General features: G+C 40.7%; 9 protein-coding genes. 4 read left to right on the top strand and 5 right to left on the bottom strand.

The window, feature by feature from the left end:
- Window positions 1–5: 5 nt before the first annotated feature.
- From QOL76_RS10065 to QOL76_RS10050, 4 genes are all read right to left on the bottom strand, one after another.
- Entirely contained in the window at window positions 6–1,241 is a 1,236-nt protein-coding gene (locus tag QOL76_RS10065; RefSeq protein ID WP_377919205.1) for a multidrug effflux MFS transporter, read from the bottom strand.
- Window positions 1,242–1,601: 360 nt separating this feature from the next.
- Window positions 1,602–3,356 (bottom strand): arylsulfatase, encoded by a 1,755-nt coding sequence (locus QOL76_RS10060; protein ID WP_283412830.1) that lies wholly within the window; start codon window positions 3,354–3,356, stop codon window positions 1,602–1,604.
- A gap of 396 nt (window positions 3,357–3,752) precedes the next feature.
- On the bottom strand, window positions 3,753–4,886 hold the full coding sequence (locus QOL76_RS10055) for a DEAD/DEAH box helicase (RefSeq protein ID WP_283412829.1): 1,134 nt from the start codon (window positions 4,884–4,886) through the stop codon (window positions 3,753–3,755).
- Between the two features lie 38 nt (window positions 4,887–4,924).
- The gene (locus QOL76_RS10050; protein WP_283412828.1) at window positions 4,925–5,353 is read right to left on the bottom strand and encodes a cupin domain-containing protein; all 429 of its coding nucleotides are present in this window, start codon (window positions 5,351–5,353) and stop codon (window positions 4,925–4,927) included.
- Window positions 5,354–5,568: 215 nt separating this feature from the next.
- Between QOL76_RS10050 and QOL76_RS10045 the strand changes: the two genes are divergently transcribed.
- The 4 genes from QOL76_RS10045 to QOL76_RS10030 all read left to right on the top strand — a co-directional run bounded on the left by QOL76_RS10045 (window position 5,569) and on the right by QOL76_RS10030 (window position 10,876).
- Window positions 5,569–8,121 (top strand): DUF7133 domain-containing protein, encoded by a 2,553-nt coding sequence (locus QOL76_RS10045; RefSeq protein WP_283412827.1) that lies wholly within the window; start codon window positions 5,569–5,571, stop codon window positions 8,119–8,121.
- 3 nt (window positions 8,122–8,124) lie between these two features.
- Window positions 8,125–9,225: a sugar phosphate isomerase/epimerase family protein gene (locus QOL76_RS10040; RefSeq protein WP_283412826.1), complete on the top strand. Its 1,101-nt coding sequence runs from the start codon at window positions 8,125–8,127 to the stop codon at window positions 9,223–9,225.
- A gap of 68 nt (window positions 9,226–9,293) precedes the next feature.
- The gene (locus QOL76_RS10035) at window positions 9,294–10,076 is read left to right on the top strand and encodes an SDR family NAD(P)-dependent oxidoreductase (protein WP_283412825.1); all 783 of its coding nucleotides are present in this window, start codon (window positions 9,294–9,296) and stop codon (window positions 10,074–10,076) included.
- A 257-nt stretch (window positions 10,077–10,333) separates the two neighbouring features.
- Window positions 10,334–10,876, top strand: a complete 543-nt coding sequence (locus QOL76_RS10030; RefSeq protein WP_283412824.1) for a DUF6705 family protein — start codon at window positions 10,334–10,336, stop codon at window positions 10,874–10,876.
- 544 nt (window positions 10,877–11,420) lie between these two features.
- Here the strand turns inward: QOL76_RS10030 and QOL76_RS10025 are convergent.
- Window positions 11,421–11,954 carry a dihydrofolate reductase family protein gene (locus QOL76_RS10025; protein ID WP_283412823.1) on the bottom strand — a complete coding sequence of 178 codons (534 nt, stop codon included), beginning with the start codon at window positions 11,952–11,954 and terminating at the stop codon, window positions 11,421–11,423.
- Window positions 11,955–12,373: the final 419 nt, after the last annotated feature.

The raw sequence follows: 12,373 nt of genomic DNA, 5'->3' as shown, positions 1-12,373 counted from the left end.
AGGCTTCAAGATGCAAAAGCTTCTTTATTGCGTTCCCTACTTATTGTTCCTGGAATAGTTTGGTCCATTTTTAAAACTATGAATCCGCCAACTGCACAAATTGCCATGCCCATCACCATGGGGAATGCTGTGCTAGCATGAAATAGGCTTACTATCGCTGTCACAATTCCACCTATTGCCATTCGCATACTTCCCAGCATCGCAGAGGCCGAGCCTGCAGCCTTAGCAAATGGAGCCATAGAAAGTGCGGTAGTATTTGGGCCATTTAATCCGTGAGCTGTTAGGAATACAAACATTAGAGCGATCAGCGTAAAGACGTTAAACCAATTAAAATAGACACCTGTTACCAAAATCAGCCCCACTGTCACTTGATAATGTAAAGAGAAATTAATGATCTGCTGACTCGAGTATTTTCGAAGCAAAATATGGTTTAGCTGAGTAGACCCTATCATTGCAAAAGCCAGAATAGCGAAGATCCAACCGAATTGATGCTCGCTCAAGCCGTATAAATTCATAAATACATCTGCTGAACTAGCGATGTAGGCAAAAGGTGCAGCTCCGGCTATCCCGCCCGCAAGCATGTACACCAAGAACTGGCGGTTTTCAAGAACTTTTATGTAGCCTTTCCAGACCTGCTTAGGTTTTAGAGAGATCTCTTTGTCCGGAAGGGCACCCGCAGGAAGTATTACTACAGTTGCAATCCAAATAATAGCTGTAAGTACTGCAAGGATGATAAATACCCAATGCCAATCGTAGGCTGCGGTCACAAAGCCTCCCAACGTAGGTGCGATCATAGGAGAAACTGCGATCACCAAAACGAGCAAAGACATCGCTTGTGCAATTTTCTTCACTGGGAATATGTCTCGCACAATTGCCTGTGCTGATACCATTCCTGCACAACCGCCGATAGCCTGGAGAAAGCGCATGAAAATCAAGTTTTCTACAGACTGGGACATAGCACATCCGATAGAGGCTAAAATATAAATAGCCAAACCTGCATAAAGAGGTTTTTTGCGTCCGTATTTATCCAATAAAGGGCCATAAAACAACTGACCAATTGCGATACCTACAAGGTATGCGGTTAAGGAAAGCTGAATATTTGAAATAGGGGTATTCAGATCCCTTGCCATTTCAGGAAACCCCGGAAGGTACATGTCAATAGAAAATGGGCTGATTGTACACAAGGCACCTAGTACCAGGACAATTTTAAAGTATTCCGTTTTGCTATATTTCTTTTCCACCCTAAAAATTATTTGATCTTAAAACTCGGAGTATCTGAGGTAAACAGGGGGAGATGTTAATGAGTTCGTAAATATCTGGTTATTTTTTTATGGAATAATCAGGGTAAATTGTAGTGTGTTGAAAAATCATTAATCTGAATAGATTTTGTTAACATGTAACTGGATTCAATTGGATTATTTTGAATGTTTACAAATTCACCAAAGAATGCATGTTGAGTTAATTTGATCCTTTTCTGCAATTTTCATTTTTTCTATGCTAAACTGAGAAATAAATCAAACTCAAGGCTAAGGAGATAAATCAGCTGAGATAACTCATCTTTAATGTTCTTGCAAGTAGGCCTCTTATTGTATTTGGGTTAGTTATTTTTTCTCAAGTTCAACCCAAAAAGGGAAATATCGTTGCCCATCCACTTCATAAAAAGGCAGTAACTGCCCTTCGGTAGCTTGGAGAGAGACTCCTTTCATTTCAAATATGTCCACGTCTTCGCTTGATTTATCAATAGCGATGTTGGCATAGTTGGAAGTTTCAATGGTCATTCTTCCTTGGGGCGGAACTGGTTTGATAAATTTCACGCGTATGTCATATACGCCAGGCTCGACCTTTACATTCCAATAACCAAATACATCCTCCTGCGCCCAAATTCCCCGCTCACCTGCAGCATCATTTCTATTTAGAAAAATTGGGTTTTCGGCTGTACTTCCAACATGTATGAGTGGAGGATTTTTTTGGTTTTTCTCATTGATTAGCTCCAAGTAGAGCGCATCCATTTCGGATTTCAATTCCTTTGCTTTTGATGAATTTTTTGAAGAAAGATTATTTAGCTCATAGGGGTCTTCATACAGGTTGTATAAGTTGAATTTTTCGCTTTCTGAGTTGTATTCCGTATTGCCCACTAACTTCCAGCCCGCTTTTTGGATGGAAATATTTTGGTAAAGCTCAGGATATTTTCTAGTCCAATACGTAAAATAACTTCGGTCGTTGATTGAAGTATTTTCGCCATTAATCAAGGGCACCATACTTTGACCATCTATTTTCCGGTCTTTTGGCAACTCAAATCCACAGAGATCCGCTAGAGTCGGTAACACGTCCAAATGTGCTGAAAGGTTAGTGACTTCTTTGTTGCCACTAAAACCTTCAGGATATCGGATGAAAAAGGGAGCTTTCACACCACCTTGAAAAACACTGCCTTTACGGCCTTTAAGTCCTGCTACATATCGCTGCTGCTGTGGGCCATTATCAGTCATAAAAATGACAATAGTATTTTTCTCAATTCCCAGATCCTCTAGCTTTTGAAAAAGCTTTTTTAGATTATCATCGATATTTTCCACCATAGCATAGACCTTTCGAGCATCCTCTTTGTCTTTTTCAGACATGGGATAGAAGGGCTTTTCGTCAGTTCCAAAGCCAGCTGAAGGATCGACGTCCATATACTTTTGATAATACTCATCAGGGACCTGGAGTGGGGTATGTGGGGCGTTAAAGGCCAAATAGGTGAAAAAGGGAGTGTCCTTATTTTTCTCAATAAACTTGATCGCTTCGGCTGCGAAAATATCTGAGCAGTAACCTACATAACTTTCTTGCTCGTTATTATGCCAAAGCACCGGATCAAAATAGCTTCGATCGCCTTGGTAATAAGTGGTAAAATCTCCGACTTGCCCCATTCCGCCCGAAAGATGAATCAAGGATTCATCAAAGCCCTGGTCGCTCGGTCGCATAGGATAATTATCTCCCAAATGCCATTTTCCAAAGATTCCAGTTTTATAATTATTTGATTTCAACAGCTCCGCAATGGTGATTTCACTGCTTGCCATCATCGCACCACCATTATATGTGTCCCGAACACCGGTTCGCAAGGAATATCTTCCAGTCATCAAGCTCGCCCGGGTAGGAGCACAAACTGGAGAAACATAGAAATTGGTAAACCTTACACTCTCAGCCGCAAAAGCATCAATTGCAGGTGTATTGATATGTGGATTGCCATTTACCGCCAAATCCCCATAGCCCTGATCATCGGTGATAATTAGGATGACATTTGGAGCTTGCGAGTTTTGCTGGGCAAAGCTGAGCTGTGAAGCGAAAAGTAAAAGAATAAAAAAGGTGCGTTGGATATTCATTAGACTTTAGTTAATGCTTGATGATATTCTAAAGTAGGTTATCTAAGTCGAAAAGCTATGCTATGAATCGAATTCGTTTAAAATATGGCTCGTGCCTTTGACACAAATGATCATGGAAAAATTGGGCATCACACCTACTGACAGGTTTGAAGTGATCATTGCCAAAAATAGATGAGGCACTAGTAAATGAGAAACCATTTTTTTGAGTTGGTACTCTCAAATAAGTTGAGCCCCTTGCCATCGGCAAGGTCAATAGAAGCCCAGAATGAAATTCTGGGTTGAAATAGAGTTGGATGATTTTATGAGTGCCAAAGGCACGATCAATAACCATAAAACTCTACGATTCTACGACGATCCTCAAATCTTCCTACGTCATTGCTAGGGTAAATTGTCAGCCTAAAAATCAATCTCATCTATACTTCTCAGCTGCACATGCTTTTTCATCTTCTTTTGGATGATTTTGAAGTGGTGCAAATCTTCTTCAGCTATCAAGGAAATAGCCTCTCCAGTTGCTCCGGCACGACCTGTTCTCCCGATTCTATGCACATAATCCTTCGGTGACCGCGGTAATTCATAATTGATGACCAGGGGCAAAAACTTGATATCAATTCCCCTGGCTGCCAAATCTGTCGCAACAAGAATCCTTGTTTTTCCGGATTTGAAACGATGCAAAGCTTCAGTTCTAGCGCCTTGGCTTTTGTCTCCATGAAAAGCCAATGCATCGATTCCGTTTTTGTTGAGTTTGGTGACGATGTTATTCGCTGCTCTGATGGAGGAAGCAAAAACCAAAATCTGTGACCAATCACCAGAATTGATCAAATATCGGAGAAAAGGGCCTTTTTGCTCCATCGGAACTCGGTAAGCATACTGCTCGATAAGATCAGGAGAAACGGTATCTGGCTCAGCAGCAATCCGAACAGGATCATGAAGCATTTCGTCGATCAGTCCTTCTACAGATTCTTCAGTAGTTGCAGAGAAAAGTATGTTCTGGCGCTTCTTTGGTAGTTTTTCTAAAATCAGATCCACTTCCTCTTTGAATCCCATATTCAATACCTTGTCGGCTTCATCCAATACCAGAATTTCAACTTGATTCAGATTTAGAGAATTTTTAGAAAGCAAATCAAGCAATCGTCCGGGAGTAGCAACCAAGATATCTGTTCCGTAGATTTTCATCATCTGCGGATTGATAGAAACACCTCCGAAAACGGCCAGTGCCTTGACAGGTCGAGATAAAAATCTAGCGAAATTCTCAGTCACTTCTGCCACCTGACTTGCTAGTTCACGGGTTGGGACAAGCACTAAAATCGGGATCATTCTACCCTTGTTAATAGGCTTTTCCTGAAGTCTTTGGAGAATGGGGAGGATGTAAGAAGCTGTCTTTCCAGATCCTGTTGGGGCTATTCCTAGTACATCCTTTTTTTGCAAAATAGCCGGAATAGCTTTTATCTGAATAGGATAGGGGCTATCATAGTTGGCTTTGGTGATTGCTTCAAGTATCTGCTTGGAAAGTCCTAAATCTGAAAAGTTCATGAATTTATATTTTGGTCAAAGTTAAGGCTTGGAAATTACTATTGCACTTTTTCAGTAATCTTCATCCCTGCACTTCCAGCATAAAAGACAATTATCTCTGCATCTTCATCGCCTAGATTTCTACCTAAATGCTTTTTGTTCACTACTTCCACAATTGGGTCGCCTGCTTTCATTGTCAGCTCATTTCCATCTTCATCGATTACAAAAAGCTCTCCTTTCAGAAGTACACCCGCATTGATGACTGGATGATAATGAAGAGGAAGTTCAGAATGTGCTGGAATGGTGATTTTTAGAATAGAAATTTCTGGATTGGAAGTAGGGTAGTTGGGCAAGGAATCTCCATTCCAAGAAAGTTCTGATTTGATGAGTGTTACCGAAGTTGGAGCGCGCTTTTCCCAAACTTCTTTTTTGATAACATAAAATGAAAACAGAAATAGGATTGCAACTAGTAGTATGTTTTTCTTCATTTTGACGTTTTAAAAGTTGAAAATGAATATACCCATTATGTCTGTTAAAATTTTCATTGGGTCAGCAATGAATAATCAAGCCATTGAATTAATTCTTTCTTGCGTAAGTAAGTAATATGTTTAAAATTGTATCTGTCTTAAGTTGACTAGCCAAGATATTAGAGGTTAGCGACTTTAAGCGCTCTCAGCTCAAACCCAAAATACCAATTTGTAGTATGTCGATTATTCGTATTGCTTCGTCTTTTTTGATAGCAATAACCTTGTTTTCTTGTTCCAAATCAGTACAAGAAGACCCTTCAAACCCTTCTCCCGCCCAGTCTGCTGAAGAAGAATTAGAGACTTTCCAATTAGAGGAGGGATTTCAAATCCAGTTAGTTGCCGCCGAACCTATGGTTGAGGATCCGGTTTTTATCACATTTGATGAAGATTCGCGTCTTTGGGTAATTGAGATGCGTGGATTCATGACTGACACGCTTGGATCGGAGGAAGATAAACCTATCGGGAGGATTTCGGTGCTGGAAGATGAGGATGGAGATGGGGTGATGGATAAAAGCACAATTTATCTTGATAGTTTGATCATGCCTCGAGCACTCGGTTTTTTTGCAGATGGGGTTTTGGTGTCTGAAAACACAGCACTTTGGGTTACCAAAGATCTGGATGGCGACCTGAAAGCTGATACAAAAGTTTCACTGGATTCAACTTATGCATCTTCTGGTAATCCTGAGCATTCGGATAATGGCTTGCTTAGAAATGTTGATAATTGGTATTACAACGCTAAATCCAGGCTGAGATATAAATACCAGGATGGCGAATGGATTAGAGATACTACGGAGTTTCGTGGTCAGTGGGGCATCAGTCATGACGATCAAGGCCGCTTATTTTATAATTACAATTGGTCGCCGTTACATGTGGATTTGGTTCCACCAAACTACCTTTCTCGCAATCCCAATCATTCTCCAACTATAGGAATTGATTACGGCGTCAGCATGGAGCGAAGTGTTTTCCCTATTCGTCAGACGCCAGCAGTCAATCGAGGCTATATTCCTGGAGTCCTAAGCGATGACCAGCGCTTGATGGAGTTTACTGCAGCCTGTTCTCCATGGATTTATAGAGCTGGACTTTTTCCTCAGGAGTATTACGGAAATGCCTTCGTCGCTGAACCTGCCGGTAATTTGGTGAAGCGAAACATCATCAGCCAAACCGGCAATGTTTTGGAAGGAAAAGATCCACACTCGGGAGTTGAATTTTTAGCATCAACTGATGAGCGTTTTAGACCTGTTGACTTTGCAACTGGGCCGGATGGTGCACTATACATCGCAGATATGTACCGTGGTTTGATTCAGCACGGTGAATATTTGACGCCTTATTTACGGGAGCAAACAATCGGGAGAGGATTGGAGATGCCAGTTCATCTAGGTCGAATTTGGAAAATAGTGCCCAAGGGTAAAAGTAAAGTAGTACAGCCAAAGCTTTCAAAGAATAGCAATGATGAATTGATCGCATTTCTTTCAAATAGTGATGGCTGGTATAGAGATATGGCTCAGAGACTCTTGGTGGAGCGGAATGATACAAGTGTAAAAGCGAAGTTAATGGAGCTCGTGGCTGATTCAAAGTCCACCGAACTAGGAAGATTTCATGCATTGTGGACCTTGGAAGGACTAAACCTGCTCTCAGCAGATTTCCTTTTATCAATCTTCGAAAATTCTTCAGGATTGATTCAAAGTACAGCTCTTAGATTATTGGAGCCATTTGCATTGCAGTCTAATGCAACCAAAGTTAGACTTACTGAGGCTATGGAAAAGGTAGCTGATTCTTCCACCTCACAGGAAGCACTGCAACTTTCGCTGAGTAGTTATGTATTGGAGTCTTCGGAATATGAACATGTGCTTTCTGTTATTTTCACCAAATACGGTGATGATCCTTTAATTCGCGATGCGATGATGAGTAGTTTGGGCGGAAGGGAATATGATTTCCTACAGAAGCTTTGGCAATCCGAAGACTGGAAAGTTAAAGGTCAGACCAAAGAGATTTTTCTTGAAACACTAGCCAGTGCAATTATCAAAAATGGAGATCAAAAAGAAGTAAAAGGTTTATTGGCTTTGGCAGACGAAAAAGAACTAGGCTGGAAGGAAAATATCCTGATCTCAGGAATGTCCATTCAGGCGGCTAGCCTCAAAGATCGGAAGCCTATTCTGTTATCTTCAGAGCCGTCATTTTTCAATAGAACTGATCTGCCGATTGATCAAAGTCGAGTGGAGATGCTGAAGCGAATGTTTGCTTGGCCTGGCTATACTCCTTCCGAAGTGAAGCTTGTTGCCAATCAGTTGGATGAAAAAGCACTTGAGCAATTTGCTGATGGTCGACAGAAATTCCTGGTGACTTGCGCAGGATGCCATGGTTCAGATGGAGCAGGTGCTCCTAGAATGGGACCTCCTTTAGTTGGATCTGAGTGGGTTTTAGGTAACGAAGCTAGGCTCGCGATGATCTTGTTACATGGGTTGGAAGGTCCAGTGGAAGTAGCTGGCAAAACCTATGATGCTCCGGATATTCTCCCAGTTATGCCTGCACATTCCACCATGGATGATGGAAGCATTGCAGCGATTTTGACTTATATTAGAAATGAGTGGGGCAATAAAGCTTCACCCATTTCGAGTCGTACCATTGGTAAAACCCGGGTGTCTACTCAAGGAAGAGTCTACCCGTGGAAAGCGGACGAACTAGATGAGTACATAGAGTCATTACCTCCTGTGGAAGCCCCAAATCCGTAAGTTATGATCAGTTCTAACCCCAGTCTTTCGAGCTACAATTCAGACCGAAGGAATTTCATAAAGACTGCTGGGCTTGGGGCAATGGCACTGACTTTTTCTCTACCAGCTATGCCAGATGACTTAAAGGTTGTACCAATGGGAGTGGTAGTGCATTCCTATGGAGCTAGGTGGCATTCGAAGGATGGCAGTCAAAAGTATCCGGGTTTTGCCGATGCGATAGAAATGATGGAGCATTGTAAGCAAATCGGTGCTGGTGGCGTACAAGTTATAGTAAGTGGTTGGGCACAGGATTTTGCTAGAAAAGTAAGAGATAGAAGAGAAAAGCTAGACTTATATCTGGAAGGAAGTATTGGGCTTCCTAAGTCAGGTGATGAAATTTCAAAATTTGAGTCTGAGGTATTAGCTGCCAAAGAAGCTGGAGCTACTGTTCTTCGTACGGCATGCCTTAGTGGTAGGAGATATGTGGATTTTAAAACTGCTGAGGGGTTTATAGCCTTCAAAGAAAAGGCGCTGAAGTCTATAGAATTAGCTGAACCCATTGTGCGAAAGCATAAAATGAAGCTAGCTATAGAAAATCATAAGGACTGGCATGCTAAGGAACTCGAAGCGATCATCCAAACTCTTGGCAGCGAATGGGTGGGAGTTACCTTAGATTTTGGAAATAACATATCTTTTCTGGAAGATCCGATGGAAGTCATAAAGACCTTGGCTCCTTATACCTTTTCCACTCATGTGAAAGATATGGGGGTGAAAAACTATAAGGATGGATTTCTACTTTCCGAAGTGCCACTTGGCGAAGGAATTGTTGATTTGAAAGCTGGAGTCGACTGGTGCAGGAAATTCAATCCTTCGCTTACCTTTTCATTGGAGATGATTACCAGAAACCCTTTGGAAATCCCTTATTTGACTGATGAGTATTGGGCTACTTTTGAAGATGTTTCTGCAAAGAATACTGCAAAAGTACTTCGTAAGATAAATGAAAACCTCTATTCTGGAGAGCTTCCAAATGTAAGGGGCCTAAGTGCCGAAGAGAAGTTGGCCTACGAAGAACAAAACGTGGTGTCTTGTCTGAATTATAGCCGAAATATCTTAGGCTTGGTTTAGTGAATTAGAATTTATGAGTGAAAGTATAATCGATAATTGACCGTTAACCTATATACCACATCAACATCATGTCACAGAAATTACCCGGAATTAAGCTTTTTGACCTAAGTGGAAAAGCTGCCATCATCACCGGCGGATCCAAAGGACTCGGCTTAGCCATGGCAGAGGGACTTGCCTCGGCTGGCGCAAATGTGATGTTGGTCAGTAGAACGCTGAAAGAGGGAGAGGAATCAGCTCAGAGGATTGCCGAACTCTATGGCGTGAAGGCTATAGCTTTTGAAGCAGATGTAGTGAATAAAGAGCAGACAGAAGCGATGGCTAAAGCTGCCTTTGATGCTTTTGGGAAAATAGATGTCTTGATTAACTCCGCTGGAATCAATATTCGAGGTGCAATAGATGAATTAACCTTGGAGGATTTTCAGAAAGTGATGGACATCAATGTGACCGGAACTTGGCTTTGCTGTAGGGCTGTAACACCTCACATGAAAAAAGCCGGTAAGGGAAGTATTATCAACCTAGCAAGTACTTTGGGATTGGTCGGTTTATCAAATAGAACTCCCTATACTTCCAGCAAAGGCGCAGTGGTTCAGATGACCCGGGCGCTTGGATTGGAGTTTGCCCCATTCAATATCAATGTGAATGCAATTTGTCCTGGACCATTTTTGACAGAAATGAATTTGCCAATTGCAGATACTGAAGAAGGAAAGAAGTTCGTCGTCGGAGCTACAGCACTAGGTAGATGGGGTAAGTTGGAAGAAATTCAGGGTGCTGCGATTTACTTGGCTTCAGATGCAGCGAGCTACATGGTGGGTTCCATGCTGACTGTGGATGGAGGATGGACGGCGAGGTGATTTTATCTTAACCTGACGTAATGGTTCTGCACGACTTTGTCTAATAAGGTTATTGATTTGATGCATTCAAAAACCAGTTGCTCTGTTAACTCTACAAATTCTACTTTACAGAATGAATTAGGATTAATTAATTTTCTTAATGCACCAGGTTGTGGACTTACCTTATCTAAAGGTGAGTTATCAAATTTTAACTCCTGGAACAAAATTGGAACTAATCGACAAGGAACCAATATCGTAACACTAAATTGCAATTAATTATGAAAGTACTAAATTATATTACAATCTATTTAACAATAGTTTTTACACTAGCTGCTAGCCCAATATTCGCTCAAAATCCCAAAAATGAAGAAAAGCTAACAGATTTAGAAGGGACTTGGTTTTATAAAGATGAGAGAATTGACTTTACAGTTACTCTAGTGTTTAAAGAAGTAAAAGTTTCAGAAACAGAGAAACAATTTGTGCTTGGCTACATCAAATTGATTGTGGACGGCAACCTTGTTCATAATGATCTAGAATTTGTTGAATTCCTACATTCCAAGGATAAGTTTGATTTCAATGAAATATTTCTCACAAAAAACCCTGTTAGAACTCCACCAGTTATTTTCTCTTCCAATGGAAAAGGAATAATTGGAGGTTTTCAAATTTATGAGAAAACAAAAGGTGTTACCATTGAACCAGTCTTTCAAGGGGGAAATCTAATTTGGAATTTCCCAAGTTTTGTGGGTCCAAAACGAATTATTGATCCTGATCACATTCCGGCAGTGCCATCCACTTGGGTATTGAAAAGAGTGGAAGAATAGGAATCTAAAATCTAGCAAGAAGAGGCTGTTTCCAAAGCGGGAACAGCCTCTTCTATGTATAGAGATAGGCGTTCAGCAAGGGATTGTTTGCTACTTGGCTTTCCTAACTAAAAGAATTATTCACTTTAGTCAAGATCGTGTCATCATCAAAGTTCTTGGTTCTACCCTTAAGTTGGTGTAACACATGGTTCTTAATAGGCTCAAATACAAATGGATAAGCAACGATGATAATTTTAAGGCTGAATATCTGTGTCCTATATAGGGGATTCAACTATTAGCTAGGTTATCCTTGAAAGACGTCCATTAAATTCTTGATAGAAGCACTTTTTGGAAGTGTACTCTATTCATATGAACCAGTTTACTTGGAAGGAATCTAATCGCAAAATTTGATCAGGTTAATTTTTGGTTTGTGGTAAATACTTCTTCGTAACTATAGATGGGGGATGGACGACGAGGTGATTTGAGGAGGTTTTATGTCTCGCGTCGGCGCTCCCGACAGCTGTGAAGGATGCGCTACGGTTTATTTGGTATAGTGCACTTTGAATTACTTGACTCTAACGAAATGGTTTTGCACAACTTTGTCCATAAACAGCGTTGATTTGACGCATTTAAAAATCAATTGCTTGGGTAAATCAGCAAACAGAGGAACTCCGGATCCTAGTAAAACTGGAATTGTTGTAATAATCATTTCGTCGATTAAGTCTTCTTTCAGAAAGCTCTGAATGGTCCTTCCTCCATCGATGTAAAGGTTTTGAAAGCCTTTGCCGTGTATTTCTGAAAGTACTTCTGTGATACTTCCCTTGACAAGAAAAGCTTTCCCTTTAAATTTTTCTGGAATCTCGGTCATGGAACTGCTCCACACAAAAACAGGCTTGGTGTAAAACCATTCTCCCTCAAAGTCTGAAACCACCTTAAAAGTATTTCTTCCCATTAAAAGCGCATCCATGCGGGAAGTGAAGTCATTAAAACCTGTGTCGATTTGGTCGATTTCCGGAAAAGTAGAAAGCCAGTCCAACTCATCATTTTTTCCTGCAATCATACCGTCTAAAGTGGTAGCTATAAATACAGAGTTTTTCATGTGATTATAATTTGATTTTTAATGGCCACATGGAATTTCGCATACGATAATAATCTAAGTGTGTGATCCCGTACGTACGGGATCATGCTCGATTTCACGTCTTTATAATTTGGTTTTTTTGAAATTTGAGAGCTTAATTGAATGATTAATTTCTGTTTAACCATCTTTCGTCAAGCTCAATTTCATCTAAGTTTGATTTCCTGAAATTATTACCATCTAGCCAAATTTTCAATTCTGAATATTTTTCTGGTCATTAATTGTCCGAATAGTTTCTACAGGATCTTCAAATATTTCTTAAAGTCTCAGATCAACAATAGATATCCGCTATTAAACTAAGAAAGTCCTAAAAGGATCAAAAGATTCGGGAAACATTAGCATTGAGGTCACTTCGGTCTTCGGTCATCGGTCTTCCATCCGTT

This window comes from Algoriphagus winogradskyi (genome assembly GCF_900182815.1).
GTDB lineage: Bacteria > Bacteroidota > Bacteroidia > Cytophagales > Cyclobacteriaceae > Algoriphagus > Algoriphagus winogradskyi.
This window is presented reverse-complemented; position numbering and strand designations above follow the sequence as displayed.